This is a genomic window from Alcanivorax sp. VBW004, from assembly GCF_009718865.1.
Taxonomy (GTDB): Bacteria; Pseudomonadota; Gammaproteobacteria; order Pseudomonadales; family Alcanivoracaceae; genus Alcanivorax.
In genome coordinates this window covers 3,401,726-3,418,638 of the sequence record NZ_WNHC01000001.1, presented here as the reverse complement: position 1 = coordinate 3,418,638, position 16,913 = coordinate 3,401,726, and the positions used below count along the sequence as shown (strand labels likewise).

At 60.0% G+C, this 16,913-nt stretch carries 17 protein-coding genes, 1 tRNA gene and 1 other RNA gene; 13 read left to right on the top strand and 6 right to left on the bottom strand.

Going from position 1 to position 16,913, the window contains the following annotated elements; translation table 11 throughout:
• The first annotated feature begins 34 nt into the window (after window positions 1-34).
• From F1529_RS15570 to F1529_RS15540, 7 genes are all read left to right on the top strand, one after another.
• On the top strand, window positions 35-1,261 hold the full coding sequence (locus F1529_RS15570; RefSeq protein ID WP_155136116.1) for an aspartate kinase: 1,227 nt from the start codon (window positions 35-37) through the stop codon (window positions 1,259-1,261).
• A 211-nt stretch (window positions 1,262-1,472) separates the two neighbouring features.
• Window positions 1,473-1,661 (top strand): carbon storage regulator CsrA, encoded by a 189-nt coding sequence (gene csrA / locus F1529_RS15565; protein ID WP_035229872.1) that lies wholly within the window; start codon window positions 1,473-1,475, stop codon window positions 1,659-1,661.
• A gap of 106 nt (window positions 1,662-1,767) precedes the next feature.
• Window positions 1,768-1,857 (top strand) — tRNA-Ser (locus F1529_RS15560).
• A 207-nt stretch (window positions 1,858-2,064) separates the two neighbouring features.
• The gene (gene pyrC / locus F1529_RS15555; protein ID WP_155136113.1) at window positions 2,065-3,099 is read left to right on the top strand and encodes a dihydroorotase; all 1,035 of its coding nucleotides are present in this window, start codon (window positions 2,065-2,067) and stop codon (window positions 3,097-3,099) included.
• Between the two features lie 5 nt (window positions 3,100-3,104).
• Entirely contained in the window at window positions 3,105-4,139 is a 1,035-nt protein-coding gene (locus tag F1529_RS15550; protein WP_370457052.1) for a GTP-binding protein, read from the top strand.
• Window positions 4,140-4,181: 42 nt separating this feature from the next.
• Entirely contained in the window at window positions 4,182-4,511 is a 330-nt protein-coding gene (locus tag F1529_RS15545) for a multidrug efflux SMR transporter (RefSeq protein ID WP_155136107.1), read from the top strand.
• Window positions 4,512-4,555: 44 nt separating this feature from the next.
• Window positions 4,556-6,712 carry an acetyl-CoA hydrolase/transferase C-terminal domain-containing protein gene (locus F1529_RS15540; RefSeq protein ID WP_370457051.1) on the top strand — a complete coding sequence of 719 codons (2,157 nt, stop codon included), beginning with the start codon at window positions 4,556-4,558 and terminating at the stop codon, window positions 6,710-6,712.
• 60 nt (window positions 6,713-6,772) lie between these two features.
• Here F1529_RS15540 and F1529_RS15535 read toward each other — a convergent pair whose 3' ends face one another.
• From F1529_RS15535 to F1529_RS15515, 5 genes are all read right to left on the bottom strand, one after another.
• Entirely contained in the window at window positions 6,773-7,303 is a 531-nt protein-coding gene (locus F1529_RS15535; RefSeq protein WP_155136104.1) for a DUF4282 domain-containing protein, read from the bottom strand.
• Window positions 7,297-8,334, bottom strand: a complete 1,038-nt coding sequence (locus F1529_RS15530) for a DUF2804 domain-containing protein (protein ID WP_155136101.1) — start codon at window positions 8,332-8,334, stop codon at window positions 7,297-7,299. Before F1529_RS15530 ends, F1529_RS15535 begins: the two co-directional genes overlap by 7 nt.
• Complete coding sequence (locus tag F1529_RS15525; protein ID WP_155136098.1) at window positions 8,331-9,143, bottom strand: DUF1853 family protein; 813 nt, start codon at window positions 9,141-9,143, stop codon at window positions 8,331-8,333. The genes F1529_RS15530 and F1529_RS15525 overlap by 4 nt, the downstream gene beginning before the upstream one ends.
• Window positions 9,143-9,703, bottom strand: coding sequence for a PadR family transcriptional regulator (locus F1529_RS15520; RefSeq protein ID WP_063519259.1), 561 nt, complete (start codon window positions 9,701-9,703; stop codon window positions 9,143-9,145). Before F1529_RS15520 ends, F1529_RS15525 begins: the two co-directional genes overlap by 1 nt.
• 230 nt (window positions 9,704-9,933) lie before the next feature.
• On the bottom strand, window positions 9,934-10,623 hold the full coding sequence (locus tag F1529_RS15515) for a hypothetical protein (RefSeq protein WP_007151560.1): 690 nt from the start codon (window positions 10,621-10,623) through the stop codon (window positions 9,934-9,936).
• Between the two features lie 171 nt (window positions 10,624-10,794).
• On the opposite strand from F1529_RS15515, the gene F1529_RS15510 reads away from it, so the two are divergent.
• From F1529_RS15510 to F1529_RS15490, 5 genes are all read left to right on the top strand, one after another.
• Window positions 10,795-11,262 (top strand): YbjN domain-containing protein, encoded by a 468-nt coding sequence (locus F1529_RS15510; protein WP_039926142.1) that lies wholly within the window; start codon window positions 10,795-10,797, stop codon window positions 11,260-11,262.
• Window positions 11,263-11,281: 19 nt separating this feature from the next.
• The gene (locus F1529_RS15505; protein ID WP_007148897.1) at window positions 11,282-11,947 is read left to right on the top strand and encodes a 2OG-Fe(II) oxygenase; all 666 of its coding nucleotides are present in this window, start codon (window positions 11,282-11,284) and stop codon (window positions 11,945-11,947) included.
• Window positions 11,905-13,980, top strand: coding sequence for a hypothetical protein (locus F1529_RS15500; RefSeq protein ID WP_155136095.1), 2,076 nt, complete (start codon window positions 11,905-11,907; stop codon window positions 13,978-13,980). The genes F1529_RS15505 and F1529_RS15500 overlap by 43 nt, the downstream gene beginning before the upstream one ends.
• A 169-nt stretch (window positions 13,981-14,149) precedes the next feature.
• The gene (locus tag F1529_RS15495) at window positions 14,150-14,599 is read left to right on the top strand and encodes an Hsp20 family protein (protein WP_155136092.1); all 450 of its coding nucleotides are present in this window, start codon (window positions 14,150-14,152) and stop codon (window positions 14,597-14,599) included.
• 273 nt (window positions 14,600-14,872) lie between these two features.
• The gene (locus tag F1529_RS15490) at window positions 14,873-15,391 is read left to right on the top strand and encodes a hypothetical protein (protein ID WP_007148815.1); all 519 of its coding nucleotides are present in this window, start codon (window positions 14,873-14,875) and stop codon (window positions 15,389-15,391) included.
• Between the two features lie 53 nt (window positions 15,392-15,444).
• On the opposite strand, the gene gap is transcribed toward F1529_RS15490, so the two are convergent.
• Entirely contained in the window at window positions 15,445-16,461 is a 1,017-nt protein-coding gene (gene gap / locus F1529_RS15485; RefSeq protein WP_155136089.1) for a type I glyceraldehyde-3-phosphate dehydrogenase, read from the bottom strand.
• Window positions 16,462-16,687: 226 nt separating this feature from the next.
• Here gap and ffs point away from each other — a divergent pair.
• Window positions 16,688-16,784: signal recognition particle sRNA small type (gene ffs, locus F1529_RS15480), an RNA gene on the top strand.
• Window positions 16,785-16,913 lie beyond the last annotated feature (129 nt).

Below are 16,913 nucleotides of genomic sequence, written 5' to 3'. Positions count from 1 at the left end.
GTAGCGCGCTCTTTTTTGCAGAAAAAGCGACTTTATGGCTCTTATCGTGCAGAAATACGGCGGTACCTCGGTAGGTACGGTCGAACGCATCCAGGCCGTTGCCGAAAAGGTAGCCGGCTTTCATAAACGGGGTGACCAGGTGGTCGTCGTCGTTTCCGCCATGAGTGGGGAAACCAACCGGCTCATCGAGCTGGCCAACGGCGTTACCGACAAACCCTCTCCACGGGAAATGGACGTGCTGGTGTCCACCGGCGAGCAGGTCACCATTGCCCTGTTGTCCATGGCGCTGCAAAAGCAGGGCCTCAATGCCCGCTCCTATACGGGTAGCCAGATTCCCCTGCGTACGGACAACACCTACTCCAAAGCCCGCATCGAAGAAATCGACGACAAGAAAGTTCGCGCCGATCTTGATGGTGGCAGTGTGGTGGTCGTGGCCGGTTTCCAGGGCGTCGATGGTGACGGCAACATTACCACGCTGGGCCGTGGTGGCTCTGATACCACCGCTGTGGCTTTGGCCGCTGCGCTGAAAGCGGACGAGTGCCAGATCTATACGGATGTGGATGGTGTTTACACCACTGACCCGCGAGTAGTGGATAACGCCCGCCGCCTGGACAGCATTACCTTCGAGGAAATGCTGGAGATGGCCAGCCAGGGCTCCAAGGTCCTGCAGATCCGCTCTGTGGAATTCGCCGGCAAATACAATGTGCCGCTGCGTGTTTTGTCCAGTTTCCAGGATGGCCCTGGGACACTTATTACCGTCGAAGACGAGGTTGATATGGAAAAGCCGGTAATCTCCGGAATTGCCTTTACCCGTGATGAAGCCAAGATCATCGTGCGTGGCGCCCCGGACACCCCGGGTATTGCCTACAAGATCCTCGGCCCGGTAAGCGCAGAGAACATCGAAGTGGACATGATCGTGCAGAACGTGGGTAAAGACGGCGCTGCCGACTTCACCTTCACCGTGCACCGCAACGATTTCGCCCGTGCCCAGGAAGCCCTGCGCAACGCCTCGGAAGAGCTGGGCAACCCGGAAATCATCGGTGACGACAAGATCGCCAAGGTCTCCCTGGTCGGTGTGGGCATGCGCTCTCACGCGGGCGTGGCGTCCAAGATGTTCGAGGCCCTGGCCAACGAAGGGGTGAACATCGAGATGATTTCCACCTCAGAGATCAAGGTGTCCGTGGTCATTGCCGAGAAGTACCTGGAGCTGGCAGTCCGTGCCCTGCACTCTGCTTTCGAGCTGGATCAGCCCGGCGCATAATCGGCATACCGTCAGGTAGGTATGGGGCGACGACCGGTTGGTCTCGCCCCTCTCACGGCAAGACTTGAGAATCTGATTCAGGCATACTACCGGCCCCGTGCCAGGGGTGGGTAAATGGTCTCTGCACCAAGGAGTCGTCAAGGACGGCAACCCGCGAGCCTCAGGTACGGAAAGCGCTCACGGAAATGAAAGGACCCCAGGAGGGATCATTATGTTAATTCTTACGCGTCGAGTTGGTGAGACCCTGATGGTCGGTGACGAAGTGACCGTCACTGTGCTGGGTGTAAAAGGCAATCAGGTTCGTATCGGTGTGAACGCACCGAAAGAAGTTGCCGTACACCGTGAAGAAATTTATCAGCGAATTCAGCACGAAAAATCGTCAGATAGCGAGTCTGCCTGATTTTTGAGCTGTATTTTGTTCGCAAAATCGTTATGATGCGCGGCGAGTTTGGTGACAGCGCCGATTAAGAGCGTTCACCACCAAACCACAAGCAGTACCGCATTCCGGAGAGGTGGGTGAGTGGCTGAAACCAGCTCCCTGCTAAGGAGCCATACGGGAAACTGTATCGCGGGTTCGAATCCCGCCCTCTCCGCCATATTAGAAAACGCCCCGCAATGCGGGGCGTTTTTGTTTGTGGGCCGTGTACATGCTGCAGGCGATTTTCGATTCCGGACCGATGTCGCCCGCAACCGCGGTTCTCATGTGCCTCGTGCTCTGCCTCGACACCAACTTGCGCTACACTTTGCGCTACACTACGCCCCCGAAACGCCCCACGAATCTCCACGGTAAAGAAGGTGACTCCATGACCGATACCCTGACCATTGCTCGCCCGGACGACTGGCATCTGCATTTCCGCGACGGTGATTTACTGGCGGAAACCGTGCCGGCCACGGCCAATGTATTCGGTCGTGCCATCGTGATGCCCAACCTGAACCCGCCGGTGAACACGGTGGCCCAGGCCGCAGAGTATCGTGAGCGCATCATGGCGCAGGTGCCTGCCGGGGTGAGTTTTGAGCCATTGATGGTTTTGTATCTCACCGACAGCACTCCGGTGGAGGAAGTGGAGCGCGCAGCCAACAGTGACTTTGTGCATGCCTTCAAGCTCTACCCGGCGGGTGCCACCACCAACTCTGCCAGTGGCGTTACCGATCCGGGCAAGATTACCCATCTGTACGAAGCCATGGAAAAGCACGATGTGCCGCTGCTGGTGCACGGGGAGGTGACCGATGCGGATATCGATATTTTCGACCGGGAAAAGGTGTTCATTGATCGTTACCTGAATACGATCCGCAGCCAGTTTCCGGCCCTGCGGATCGTGTTTGAACATGTGACTACCTCGGAAGGCGTCAACTTCGTTCGTGAGTCCAACACGTTGACCGCGGCGACGGTGACCCCGCAGCACCTGCTGATGAACCGTAATGATCTGCTGGTAGGGGGTGTACGCCCGCACAATTACTGCCTGCCGATTCTCAAGCGTCGCCAGCACCAGGAGGCCATTCAGAAAGCGGTGATCGACGGGCATAGCCGTTTTTTCCTGGGCACGGATTCCGCACCGCACGCCCGTAACAAGAAAGAAGCGGCCTGTGGCTGCGCGGGCTGTTACTCGGCGCGGGCGGCCCTGCCGCTGTATGCCACCTTCCTGGAGCAGCACAATGCCCTGGACAAGCTGGAAGGATTCGCCAGCCACTTTGGTGCCGACTTCTATCGCCTGCCGCGCCACACCGACACTGTGACCCTGCAACGCAAGCCCTGGGACGTACCCGCCGTGATCGACGCCGCTGGTGAGTCGGTGGTGCCGTTCTTTGCCGGCGAGCAGTTGCCCTGGTCGCTGGGCTGATTACCGTGGAAGAACGGATTCCGGTGGTGGTACTCACCGGCTTTCTGGGCAGTGGCAAGACCACACTGCTCAACCGCTGGCTGAGCGAGCGCCGCGATGTGGCCCTGATCATCAACGAGCTGGGCGATATCGGTATCGACCAGCATCTCACCGGCACCGACGGGGTGTCGGTCTCGTTGCTGGCCGGAGGCTGCCTGTGCTGCGTGATTCAGGGCTCCCTGTCCACCACGTTGCGTAACCTGTTCATGGCTCGCAAGAACGGCGATATTCCCGCATTCACGACGGTGGTGATCGAAACCACCGGCGCGGCGGAGCCCTTTGGTGTGGTGGCGCCACTGGAGCAGGACCCCTGGCTGAAAAAGCGCTTTGTCTGCCAGTCGGTGCTGACCGTGGTCGATGCCCGCGCCGGTGCCGATGCCATTGCTGCGCACCCGGAAGTATTGGAGCAAATCCACAGCGCCGATGCGCTGCTGCTTTCCAAGGCGGAACAGGCCGAGCCCGCCGCCGTGCAGGTGTTGCAGGCGCAGCTGCATGACCTGAATGTAACGGCGCGGCAATACCGGCTGGATGCCGACTTTCCTGACGCGAGCTTGCTTGATGAATCGTTTCCGCGTCGTTGCCGGGTGACCGGCCAGTTCGCCCCTGTGGGGGGAGCGGCGCTTGCCGCTCAGTCGCTTGCGCTGGTCCCCGCGGAGAAGCAGGCGCCCCGCCATAATCTGTTCAGTGCCTCGCTGCGCTGGCCCCATGGGCTCGACTGGCCATTATGGCAGGCCGCGCTCCAGCAGCTGCAGGCACAATGTGGCGATGCATTGGTGCGAGTGAAAGGGCTGTTGCAGGTGAACGGGCTGGACGGTCCCATGCTGGTGCAGTGGGTGGCGCAACAGGCACCGGAGATGACACCACAGAACCGGTGGCCGGATCAGGACACCGACTCGCGCCTGGTACTGATTGCGCGCCACCCTCAGGCTGACTTCCCGGTCCAACAACTGGCACACTGGGAGGCCTTGTTGAATCAGTTGCAGGCTGCCCCTTCGGCCTGAATGTCCGGCCCGATCAACTCGCCCCATTGTTGCGGAGTCCCTATGGGTTACCTGTATTTGTCCATCGCCATTGTGGCCGAAGTGGTGGCCACCTCGGCGCTGAATGCGTCCCAGGGGTTCACCCGGTTGTGGCCATCAGTGGCTACCGTGGTGGGCTATTCCATTGCGTTTTATGCCCTTTCCCTGACCCTGCGTACGATTCCCATGGGGATTGCCTATGCGGTCTGGGCTGGAGTGGGTATCGTACTGATTGCGCTGGTGGGCGCGCTATTCTTTAAACAAATACCCGATTTGCCTGCCATGCTGGGCATGGGTTTTATTATTGCGGGTGTGGTGTTGGTCACGCTGGTGTCCAGCACTGCCAGCCATTGAATGGCACTACATTAATCGCGCTGAATGAATGACAAGGAGAGGTCGTGACGGATCGAATCAATCAGGTAGAGCAGGCGGTAGACCGGGTTATTGAGGCCACAGGTGGAGAGATTCGCCTCGCTATGCCGCTGGGGCTGGGTAAGCCCAACCGGTTTGTGAATGCACTTTATGCACGCGTGGAAGCGGACCCGTCCTTGAGCCTGGATATTTATACCGCTTTGTCTCTGGGCAAACCTGGAGCGGGCAGTGATCTGGAAAAACGTTTCCTTAACCCCTTTGCCGATCGGTTGTTTGGCGACTATGAAGCGTTGAGCTACCTGGCGGCACAAAAGCGTGGAAACCTGCCCGCCAACATTCGTGTCTTCGAGTTTTTCATGCAGCCCGGCAGCATGCTGGGCAGTGATGTGGCCCAGCAACATTACATCAGCAGCAATTACACCCATGTGGCGCGGGACCTGAATGCGCGAGGTGTGAATGTGGTGGCGCAATTACTGGCCCACCGGCAGGTGGACGGTAACGACGAGTACAGTTTTTCCTGCAACCCGGAAGTGACTCTCGACCTGATGCCCTTGCTCAAGGCGCGCCGGGAAGCTGGTGAAACCATCGTGGCCGTGGGGCAGGTACATCGGGACCTGCCCTTTATGGGTAATGATGCCCGGGTGGACGACTGGCTACCGGAGATGGATCTGCTTGTAGATGATCCGCAGGGCCACACGCGATTGTTCAGTACCCCGAACATGCCGGTGAATATTCAGGACCATTTTGTCGGTCTGCATGCCAGTACCCTGGTGCGTGACGGTGGCACACTGCAAATCGGTATTGGTGCCCTTGGCGATGCGCTGGTGCATCACCTGCGTCTGCGCGAGCAGGACAATCCCCGTTATCTGAGTGCGTTGAAAGCCTGGGGTGTGCCGCCGGAGCATGACGCCTTGATTGAGCGGGAAGGAGGCACCGGGGTTTTTCGTGAGGGCCTCTACGGTTGCAGCGAAATGATGACCCATGGCCTGCTCACGTTGATTGACGACGGCATCATACGCCGGCCGGTATATGACTGGGCGCCACTGCAGCGCCTGGAAATGCATAACCCGGCAACCCCCGGGCTGGCGCTGCTGGATGCCCTGCGCGAACAGTCGGCCATCAGTCGGCGGCTGGATCGTGCGCAGCTGCGCACCCTGAAACGGTTCGGTATTCTCCGCGACGGTATTAGCAAACACGGTGACGAACTACGGCTGCCCAATGAGGTGACCGTGCCTAATGACCTGGATGATCGCACCACCCGTGAAGCCCTGAAGGCGGTGTTCGGCGAGAGCCTGGCCGGTGGCGTGGTGATGCACGGTGGCTTTTTCCTGGGGCCCCGGGATTTCTATGCGCGCTTGCGGGAGATGACGGACCAGGAGCGCAATAGAATCAACATGACGCGCATCAGTTTCATCAACCATCTTTATGGCGATGAAATCCTGAACCGTCTGCAGCGTCAGGATGCGCGTTTCATCAATACGGCGTTTACGGTGACCTTGTTGGGGGCGGTGGCCTCGGATCAGATTGACGATGGCCGCGTGCTCAGTGGTGTGGGCGGGCAATATAACTTTGTCAGCCAGGCCCATGAGTTGGAAGGTGCGCGTTCCATTCTGATGGTGCGGGCGTGGCGTGAACGCGGTGGCGAAGCCATGAGTAATGTGGTGTTCAGCTATGGGCACAACACCATTCCCCGGCACCTGCGCGATATGGTGGTTACCGAGTATGGTGTGGCGGATCTGCGTGGCAAGACTGATGAAGAGGTGGTGATGGCCATGTTGAACGTGGCCGATAGCCGTTTCCAGGTAGAGCTAATGGAGCAGGCCCAGGCGGCAGGCAAGCTGCGCCAGGATTATCAGATTCCCGAAGCGCACCGGCGTAACAATCCTGAACATTTACACGAAATAGCCGAGCGTTGTGGCAAGGCGAGCTTCCCTGTTTTCCCGCTGGGTACAGATTTCACCGAGGTGGAGCAGCGCTTGATGACGGCGCTCACCTGGTTGAAAGAGAAAGTCAGCCACAAGGAATATCTGAAGTTGGGTCGCAAAGCCTTGTTCCACGAAGGCAGTCCGACAGAGTTTGCAGCTCCACTGGAGCGCATGGCGCTGACGGATCCAGACGGCGTGCGTGAGCATATTTTCCAGCGGTTGTTGTTGACTGCGCTGGAAGCGACTCAGGAAAAATAGTGCACGGTGTCCGTGCCAGTCAGTGGGGCCCGGGCGAAGCCGGCCCCGCTGACAAGCGCGTTACTTCTTTTCTTCCTTATCGTTTTCCTTGGGCGTTTTGCGGGCCGGGCGGGCACCCCCGCCGGACAGGGCGCGCCAGAAAGGAATGCGGCGGGTTACCGCAACCATTTCGTCAACGCTGTCGCTGATGCCTGACAGGCGATCCACCGTGTCACGCAGTCCTACCAGTTCATCCACATGTTCGGAAATTTTGAATACCACCATGTAGAATTCCAGCAGGGCGCGTAGCACCGATGCGGCGAACAGGAAGGTGAGTGGGGCGGCGAAGAAAAAATAGAAAATCCCGCGCCATGTGGATGCCATAAAGGCTTCCACGCACAGATACAGCAGGCCCATGGCGATGGCGGTCAGGGCAATGCCGTAGACCCCCGGCATGACCTGAATGATCATGTATTTATCGAACTTGAAATTGAACAGTTCGCGCCAGTATTGCACTACCCAGAAGCATCCCCGGCGGATTTTTTCGTTGAATTTTTCCGGTGCGGGCGGCTGGAGGGTCTCCTCGTTGGTATCGCGTTGTTGATCTACCATTTTGCGTACTGCTCCTCGACAAAACCGTAGTGGCGTTCGATTGGCAGGCGGCGCCCGTCATCCAGGCGAAGCTCGCCATCGAAGTGACCAAACAGCTGATTGAAATTGCTGGCAAAAAGCCCCAGGTTAAGGCGCTCTTTGTGGTTTCCGTTGGGGGTGAACTGAAGGTGTACCCGGCCGCACAGGCTGCGGATTGCCCAGGGTTGCATCAGCTCGTCACGGTTGTAATCAAATATCACTCCGCCGGTGGGGACCATGACATCATCGATCCACAGGCAGTTTTCGGAAAAGGTTGTCTCATTGACACCACAGGACAGGTTGAGCCCGATGCGGGTATCACCAACCCGGGTAGACAGGCAGGCCCAGTTCCAGAACGTTTCACGACGCATATAACCGGCGGAAAAATCATGGTGCCCGTTGGCGTCGATGGCGCTCAGGTCAGTGTGTTTGCCCTGGCGCTGTAGCGAGCCGGTGACGGCTTTGCCGGCTACCTTGTTGGCATAGACCCAGCCGTTAATACCGGTGCGGGTGCACAGGGACATGGGCTGGTATGTGGGGCCCTCGTCCATATGAGCATCCAGTGTCAGACCATCCAGTTTGATTGACAGGCTTTTGCTCAATGCTCCCTGGTCGTCCTGCTGGTAGCCCAGTCGGATATCCACGTTTTTTTGCCGGAATACGCTCTCGCCCTGCTGCGGCGATGCCGACATGCGCAGATCTCTGCCCAGGGGGGAGCGCCAGGTGTATTCGTGCAGGGCGCCGGTTTGTGGTTCAAACAGGTAGAAAAAGGCCATGCCCAGGTAACCGGTATGGGCAAAAGCGCAGCCGGCCAGCAGTTCATCACTGATGATGCCGAAATACTGGAACTGCTTGTAATGAAAGTGCCGGGCAAAGGAAGAGGCCGGTTTGCCCATCGGGGTGCGGTAGTCCGCTGCACGACCGTTAACGTGGGCGACGGTTTCCGGGAACACACCGAAAGCAACTCGACCTTGGTTGTCCACCAGTGCCGGCGGTTGTTGTTGAAATGTCATGGGGTTGGCCAGCTGACAGGAACAATAAAGCCCGCTTGGTCATGGTGAGGGCCCGTGACCATGAGCGCGCGTGAATGGCTTTCAACATAGTCAATCACGGTGGTGCGATCAACGAAATTGGTACCTTTGTCTGACATAAACGGTGTGGGCCAGTACGGTCGTTCAATGATTGACCAGGGGCCGTCCTCCAGCTCGTCGGTGGTGCGCCACCAGCCTCGCTCGTGCCCGGGGTTTGGTTTCACACCGGTGGGAGGGATAGCGCGGTGGTAGAAGAGCCTGCCGCGGGTCAGCAGAGCCTGGCTGTGCACCTCCCAGCCTTGTTCGGCCAGTTGGGCGCGGGCCACGTTCGATCGGGAACGTGGTAGTTGCTGCTGGTAAAGGTGATGGGCCTTGCGGGCCAGGGTGTCGTGGCGATTAGGGCCGTACCATTGCTCGGCGGTGGCCAGGTAGAATTTGAGCGCCAGCTCCCAGTGCCACAGCTCGCCGCTCTGCCGGTCACGCACCAGCATGTCCAGTTCCCCCAGGGTGCGGCCTTGTTCGCGGATAGGCAGGTTGCTGGCGACGCGCTCCAGGCCCTGGCTGGCATCCACCAGGGCCGCGACCCACTGCTCGAAGATCAGCCCCAGGCGGCGCGGGCCGGGGTGGGACTGTAATCGGGTGGCGGCGTTATGCAGTAATGCCGGATCGGCTTGCAGCTCTCGTTGCAGCAGATGTCCGGCATCGTGGAAGGGCGAGCAGGGCAACAGGGCGGGAGCCTGAACCAGCCAGCCAAGCTGGCGGAGCAGGGTCTCTGTTGCGTTGTGAGTCATTACACCGATGTAGGCACCGATACTGGCTGCTCTTCACGTTTTTTCAGGGCGCTGCGGACCTCGTCAGCCCAGTGCAGCCAGGCTTGCTGATCAAGGATGCCCCGGCGCAGGGTCAGGTAGGTAAACAGGTCACGGTCGCGGCTGGTGTCATCCAGTTTGCTGGCCAGTGACTCGAAGGTGTTTAGCCGTTCACGGCGCAGATCGGCCTGGTCATCCAGCTCGCGCAGTATGGACGCACTGTCGGACAGATCGCCGCCGGCAATCTTGACCATGAACGCATCGCGGATGCGTGGTGGTGCGGCTGGCTTGCGAAGCCAGCGAATTAACTCGTCGCGTCCTTCATCCGTGATCCGGTACAGTTTTTTGTCCGGTTTGCCGTCCTGGGGGATATGGCGATATTTCACCATGCTCTGGTCGTTGAGCTTCCCCAGCTCCAGATAAATCTGCTGGTGGGTGGCGTTCCATACCAGCCCAATACTGTTGGCAAATTCGCGAGCGAGGTCGTAACCGCTGGCTTCCTGGTCTTGTAGCAGGACAAGTATGGCATGGCGCAAAGACACGGCTCACTCCTCGTTTTTTTGTGATGTAATACCAATTTGATAGTAGAGAGCTGTGTAGTTGCTGCGCAATCCGTTGAATAAGTAGTTTTGTAAAAACTTGGTGAAGTTAGCCTACAAGACCCGGCAAGTGTAAGTATTTGTTATCAAAAGAGATGCACTGTGTAGGCCGTGTAGCGGATAAAGGAAAACGACGTTGCACTTCCATGTCAGTGCAACGTCAGTGGGGGGGCTTAGCGGGTGCGAGGGGGAAAGGAGAGCAGCATGCTCTCCTGATATTGCGCCGAGGCGAGCAGCTGCTCCGGCCCCAGCTTGGGAATCAGGTTGCTGATCAGGCTACGGCTGGCCTTGCGGGTGGTTTCCACGCCCACGTTGGCGACTTTGCGCAGCACCGGACCGAAACCTAGCAGGGCCATGGGGCGCTGGAAGTACCAGTCGATCGCTTCATCGGTGAGCGTGAGCAGGTAGGCAGCCAGTTCGCGGCGGGCCTTGTCTTCTTCTCCCTCCTGGCATAAGCGGATGACGTCCTTGCACTGGGCGCAGTGCGCTTCGCTGACGGGGAAGGCCACATACCAGTGGTCGCCATCGGTGGCAGGGTGACGCACCTGATCCATATAGTCGGCGGCGGCCTGGTTCTGCGTCAGGTCCATTTTTTTCGCACTGCGGCCGATCACCAGGTGGGTGGTTTTGCTGATGGTGCTGCAGGTCATGTTGACCACTTTGAACATGCCGGGGCTCAGATCCGCAGCCTGCGCCGCGCGGGTGATGAAGGCGGCCAGGGCTTCCTCGATAAACTGGGCCATGATGGCCTCAATTTCCTTGGGTTCCGGGCGTTTGGCGCCACCGTTCATGCGCTGGATAAAGGCATCGGTACGCTGATGGAGGCTGTCACTGGAGCGGAAGGCCACATGGGGAGTTGTCATTCTTTTATTCCTTTCAGGCAATCAGGCACGAAGCCCCCATCTTACCCAGCGGGTATTCAGGGATGAATGACCCAAAGTGGTGGCCGGGTGGCTATTTCTTTTTCCCGGCGAATGGCAGATGATTCGCGACCGGCAAGAAACCCGCGTGATGGCGGGCCTGAGGAGAATGTCATGTTAGGCGTCGTGAACGCGGATGCGGACCAGGTAAAACGCTGGTTGCAGCAGGCCAATATCCAGCACTATATCTGTGAGCACTGCCATGCGCTGCACCTGTCTGAGTTGCAGGGCCGTGAAGGGGTGGTGGATGCGCGGCTGTTCGTGGAAGACGATGGCATCTTGCTGACCAGTGAACTGGAAGTGCGCCCGGCCGCTTTGTTTGCAGTACAGGCGGAATTGAGCCGGCTGAACATGGCGTATCCGTCGGTGAAGCTGTTTCTGGACGTGAACGATGATTCCCTGCCCCGCCTGGTGGTGTGCGATCTGCTACTGGGGCGTAATGGGGTGACCTTCGAGCAGTTCATCTATTTTGTGCAGGCGACGGTGGATGCCACCTCGCAATTGCTGGATGAATGCCAGGAGGAAGGTTGGCTGCTATGGCCAGACGACTTTGATCCTGACGCCGGTGGGGCGTTGCACTAACAGCGAGAGGGCACAGCCAGTGCATGATAATGCGGATCTGTTGGGCGGGGTGGGCGGCAGCCCACTCGATGGCCTGATTGATGGGCTGGCCCGGCAGGGTTTCGCGGTGGCGCCCGGCTATTTCCCGGCGGCGCTGGTGCGGGCCTTGCGCGAGGAGGCGTGTTACAAGGACCAGCACGGCGAGTTTCGCCTTGCCGGCATTGGCCGTCGCCAGGAACACCAGAAAGATACCCGCGTTCGCAGCGACCGCACCTGTTGGCTAAAAGGTGACTCGCTGGCTCAGTGTCAGTTGTTTGAAGGGCTGGAAAGCCTGCGGCTGGCGGTCAATCGCGAGCTGTTCATGGGGTTGTTCGAGCTGGAATCCCACTTTGCCATTTACGGGCCGGGGGATTTCTACCAGCGCCACGTGGATGCCTTTAACGGCAACAATGGCCGTTTGCTGTCTGTGGTGCTTTATCTCAACGATAACTGGCAAAGCGAATGGGGTGGGCGCCTGCGCATCTGGCCCGAGGCGGATGCAACCCGTGTGGCCACTGAGGTAGAGCCCCGTGCGGGGACGCTGGTGGCGTTCCTCAGCGAGAAAATTCCCCACGAAGTCTTGGCAGCTACCCGGGAACGCTACAGTATTGCCGGATGGTTCCGTTGCAACAACACTACCGCCGACTGGCTCGATCCGCCGCGCTGATACTGGGCTGCCTGCTACTGCCGCATCCGGTAGGCGCGGCGCTATGTGCCGAACCGGGCCGTGATGGAGTCACGCCGGTTGGCAGCACCATCAATGGTTATTTTTCCGGTCCGGACAACCAGGCGTTGCCCCCGGGCACGCGTACTCTGACGTTGTCCCATTCCCGTGGCCGGGCTGTGTTGCAGCCCGGCGATCTCGCCCTGTTAATGCAGGTTCAGGGCGCCCCCATCAACACATCGAACTCCCCGGCCTACGGTCAGGTGCGTAGCGATACGCCTGCAATCTGGGCGCAGGAGTGGGTGCGCATCGAGCGGGTGGATGCCGATCAGATGCGCATCCTCGGCGCGGGCCCGGGGGGTGGGCTGCTCCATCATTATGACAATGCCCCGGCTAACGAGGAACAGGGCCGTCGGCGCTGGCAGCTGGTGCGGGTGCCACAATTCGACAGCCTGAGCCTGGAGCAGGATGTGGCGGCGTTGCCCTGGAATGGCACCACCGGTGGGGTATTGGCAGTGGATGTGCGCCGCCAGCTGGACCTTAACGGCCACACCCTGTCGGTGCGCGGCACGGGTTTCCGCGGGGCGCCGGCGGTGTCGTTGCAGGGGGCGTTGGGGCGGCCGGATGACTGGCGCTACAGCACGCCCAGTGTGGACGATCAGGCGGCGGGCTATGGCCACCATGGCAGCAAGGGGGAGGGCCTGGCAGGCACCCCTTTACTGCTATTGCCCGCTGCGACGCTGGGCTACCCCCAGGGCGATATGGGCAGGGGCGCGCCCGCCAATGCCGGTGGTGGGGGCAATGGGCTGGATCTGGCGCACCAGCAGTTGGGTAACGGCGGTGGCGGCGGGAATGGTGGCACCGGTGAACAGGGTGCGCCGGAGCAGGGTGGCGGTGAGGGAGGCCACCCGGCGGTGGCAGGCTGGATACTGGGCGGCGGCGGTGGAGCGGCTGCCCGGCGCAACGGCGAGGGAGGAAACGGGGGATCGGGTGGCGGCCTGCTGGTGATTCGGACTGCGCGGCTTGTGGGCGATGGCCTGCTGGATCTGCGTGGTTTGCCGGGGCGCGCGATCACAGGTACAGGTCGGGCGGAGGCCATTGGCGGCGGTGGTGGTGCCGGTGGGACGCTCTGGCTGGATGCGCCTACGGCAACGACGGTATCGGCAAGCATTGAGCAAACCGGTGGCGCGGGTGGCGGTGCCGGGGGAGCTGGCGGGGCAGGCCAGCCGCTGGCGGCCCGGGATGGCATCATGCCGGCTCTGCGCCCGTTACCGGTTTCGGGTGTAGTGGCGGGCTATCGTTGTCGGCCGGCGGGCCACTGGATTACCGGGCAGCTGTTCGACGACAACGGCGCCGGGGAGCCGGCCCTGGCGTTTAACGGCCAGCCGGATCCGGGGGAGCGTCGTTTGGCGGGGTGGGCTGTGAGCCTGGCCGGTGCGGGCAACGAACCCAGCAGGATCAGCACAGTGGAAAGTGGGCATTTCCAGTTCCGGCTTTCTGAAGCTCGCAGCCAGGGGCAACCAATGGCCCTGACCCTGGCTCTGCCAGAACATTGGCACGTCCCGCAATTGCCGGGCCTTAACGGTCAGGCGGGCGAGCATGTCGGCGAGACGCTGCGTTGGGGTTTGCGTGCGTTGCCGGATCAACATTCCGGGCCGTTGTTATTGGGGCTGGTGTCCGAGCCGCTTTGGCGGGGGCCTGACAATCAGCATCTGGAAACGGGCAGCACCTCGGTGCTGCGGTTTGAATACCGTGCCAGCCTTAGCGGGCAGGTGCAGTTCGCCAGCGCCCACCCGGCGGTGCGCAGTTTGCTGATGGACCGCCACTGTTCTGGCAACAGTGAACAATGGCAGAGCGGTAAAAGCCCTGCCTGGCCGGTTACGGCGGGTGAGCGGGTCTGTGTGCGCGTACCGATTCTGTTTCAGGGAAAAGGCACGGCCATTTCCGTGACCGCAACCACTGTAGCTGCCGGTGCTCCTGACGGGTTCTCGCTGCCTCCCCAGACTGTCACGGTAAAAATTCTTCCTGCCCCTTGAAAGTAATTTGCAGGCCCCCATTTTCTTATCCAGTGACAACTGGCCGGTTGGAGCAATGCAGACAGTCTTGATGACTGCCGGCGGCTCCGTGTCACATCAACCATTTTTAAACCGTTTTCCAGCGGACGCCTGCGGGGTCTGCTGGTGAGATTGGAATGAGGATAGTGTGATGAATACCGGATTTTCCCTTGCCCCGTTGTTTCGCCATTCTGTGGGTTTTGACCGTTTTGATGAGCTGCTGGACGCGGCGCTGCGTGCTGACCAGTCCAATGGCTACCCCCCTTACGACATCATCCGCGAAAGTGATGGCCGCTACCGTATTGTCATGGCCATGGCCGGCTTTGCGCGCAGCGACCTGGATATCACCGTGCAGGAAAATGAACTGCGCATTCGCGGTAACCTGAAGACGGAACAGGACAGTGAGCGAACCTGGCTACACCGCGGTATTGCCCGCCGGGCTTTCGAGCGGACTTTCAAGCTGGCTGATCACGTGGAAGTGGAAGCGGCCGGGCTGGAGGATGGCCTGCTTACCGTGACGTTGACCCGCGTGGTGCCGGAAGAGAAAAAGCCCCGTGTGATCCCGGTTGACGGTGCGCCGACACCTACAAAAAGTAATTAATCGCTCACATTCTGTGACGCGGTTTTTGTGACACAGTAAAGGGGCCATTACGGCCCCTTTTTGTTAGTTTCAGGAGTAGTAAAGGCAACGGCTGCCCCAATAGCGCAATGGCATAACCGGTTGGAGCAGTCATCGCTAAAGGATCTGATCACGGCAGTGAGCGGTCTTCAGAAGCACTGCCGGTCAGGAAGACTGGCGCACAGTACGGTCCGCGTACTACACGCACAAAGCGGTCGATTGTTCGCCATTTGTTTGCCACAGGGAGAGGCAGCAATGAAACGACTCTACTATTTCACCAAATCACTCGCGTCCGTTCAGGGCATCACCGGTGAACTGCGTCAGGCAGGGATCGGTGAAAACCGCCTGCATGTCATGGGCACCGACACCATGGCCATCGCCCAGGCTCATGTACATGGCACCACCCCGTGGGAAGAAACCGACATCATGCATTCGGGGTTTCTCGGTGCGATTATCGGTATGGCGGCTGGCTTGTTCGGCGGCTTCTTGCTGGCAGGGCTTGATCCCTGGGGAACCAATCTGGAGAGTGGCGCCATTATCGGCGCGACCCTGTTTGGTACCTGTTTTGGTGCCTGGCTAGGTGGCTTGCGCGGCGTCTCGTCTACCAACCATCACTTGTCTCCCTATATCGACCGGGTCGAGCAGGGCGATTATCTGATGATGGTGGATGCCGATGACGATCTGCAGGCCACCAAGGTGGAAAAGGTCATGCATGGCCATCGCCATGAGGCGGAAGAGGCAGGTCGGGAAGAGCATTTCAGCCCGTTTGATTAGGACGCTTCACGCTACACGCAACAGGCCCGCACGCTGCAGGCCGCGTGTAGCGCCTATGCCGCCATCCAATAAGCCGCCACGTCCAGCATGCGGTGGCTGAACCCCCATTCGTTGTCGTACCAGGCCAGCAGTTTCAGCTGCGGGCCCAGTACCCGTGTGTGGTTGGTGTCCACCACACAGGAGTAGGGCAGGTGATTGAAGTCGCTGGAAACCAGCGCCAGATGGTTCATCGCCAATACTCCCTGTAAATCCCCATGGGCGGCATTGCTCAGGCTCTCATGGACACCTTCCACCGTGACGGGCTGTTCCAGCAGTAGCGTCATATCCACCAGCGACACATTCAGCGTGGGCACGCGCACGGCCATGCCGTCCAGTCGCCCGGCCAGGTGCGGGAGCACTTTGCCCACCGCCCTGGCGGCGCCGGTGCCGGTGGGGATCATGTTCACTGCCGCTGCACGCGCGCGCAGCAAATCGCCATGGGCCTTGTCCACCAGGTTCTGGTCATTGGTGTAGCTGTGGATCGTGGTCATCAGCCCCTGCTTGACGGTGAAAGCCCGGTCGAGCACATCCACCAGTGGCGCCAGGCAGTTGGTGGTGCAGGAGGCGTTGGAAACGATCTGCTGGCTATCATCAAGCAGGCCGTGGTTGACGCCGTAGACCACCATGGCGTCGGCATCGTCTACCGGGTAACTCACCAGCACGTGGCGGGCGCCAGCGTCCAGGTGGCCCTGGAGCTGTGCGCGCTGCTTGTAGCGACCACTGCACTCCAGCACCAGATCCACCGCGTGCTCGCCCCAGGGTAACTGGTCCAGATCGGTGGTGGCGTAGCAGGGTACCCGGCGGCCATCAATCTCCATGGCGTCGCCGTCATAATGCACGGAATAGGGCCAACGGCCATGGGTGGTATCGAAGGCAAGCAGGTGGGCAAGCACATTGAAATCGGCCAGGTCATTGATGGCGACCAGTTCAAAACGCTCCCGTGCCGGATGTTCACTGAGGGCCCGAACCAGGCAGCGGCCGATGCGGCCGAAACCATTGATGGCAATGCGAATGGTGGGATGGTTGTCCATGGTGCCTCCCTGTCCGCGGATAGGCAGGGCAGGGCGCTTGCGCCTTGCTGGCGGCCCTGCTCTTGCTACTTCGAGTGTAGTCCTGCGGCCAGGGCAGGGCCAGCCTGCTCAAGCTTTAGTCAGATGAACGCCCAGGCTCCGCTGTTCTCTTGCAATAGCCGTGGGCATTCGCCACAATGCGCGCTCGTTTCGCGGCTGCCATGCCCGAAGCGCGTTATGGTCGACCCGTCGGTCCCCCCGCAACGATAAACTGCGAACCCCGCCAGGCCCGGAAGGGAGCAACGGTAGCAGTGGACTTGTGTGCCGGGGTGCGGCTGGCGGGAAGACCGCTCTAATTCCCCCGCTACACGCCGCTCGCTTTCACGTAACACGCTTCTCCCACTGTCCTCCCCCCGGGAACTTCGATAGCATAAGCGCTCTGATTCCAATCCCTTTGTATTGGTGGCCATGAT

Excerpts from the sequence above, each read along its gene's own strand:
- F1529_RS15495 (WP_155136092.1), top strand. The coding sequence starts at position 14,150 with ATGAATACCGGATTTTCCCTTGCCCCGTTGTTTCGCCATTCTGTGGGT.
- F1529_RS15490 (WP_007148815.1), top strand. The coding sequence starts at position 14,873 with ATGAAACGACTCTACTATTTCACCAAATCACTCGCGTCCGTTCAGGGC.
- F1529_RS15515 (WP_007151560.1), bottom strand. The coding sequence starts at position 10,623 with ATGACAACTCCCCATGTGGCCTTCCGCTCCAGTGACAGCCTCCATCAG.
- F1529_RS15510 (WP_039926142.1), top strand. The coding sequence starts at position 10,795 with ATGTTAGGCGTCGTGAACGCGGATGCGGACCAGGTAAAACGCTGGTTG.
- pyrC (WP_155136113.1), top strand. The coding sequence starts at position 2,065 with ATGACCGATACCCTGACCATTGCTCGCCCGGACGACTGGCATCTGCAT.
- F1529_RS15525 (WP_155136098.1), bottom strand. The coding sequence starts at position 9,143 with ATGACTCACAACGCAACAGAGACCCTGCTCCGCCAGCTTGGCTGGCTG.
- gap (WP_155136089.1), bottom strand. The coding sequence starts at position 16,461 with ATGGACAACCATCCCACCATTCGCATTGCCATCAATGGTTTCGGCCGC.
- F1529_RS15545 (WP_155136107.1), top strand. The coding sequence starts at position 4,182 with ATGGGTTACCTGTATTTGTCCATCGCCATTGTGGCCGAAGTGGTGGCC.
- csrA (WP_035229872.1), top strand. The coding sequence starts at position 1,473 with ATGTTAATTCTTACGCGTCGAGTTGGTGAGACCCTGATGGTCGGTGAC.
- F1529_RS15535 (WP_155136104.1), bottom strand. The coding sequence starts at position 7,303 with ATGGTAGATCAACAACGCGATACCAACGAGGAGACCCTCCAGCCGCCC.
- F1529_RS15530 (WP_155136101.1), bottom strand. The coding sequence starts at position 8,334 with ATGACATTTCAACAACAACCGCCGGCACTGGTGGACAACCAAGGTCGA.
- F1529_RS15570 (WP_155136116.1), top strand. The coding sequence starts at position 35 with ATGGCTCTTATCGTGCAGAAATACGGCGGTACCTCGGTAGGTACGGTC.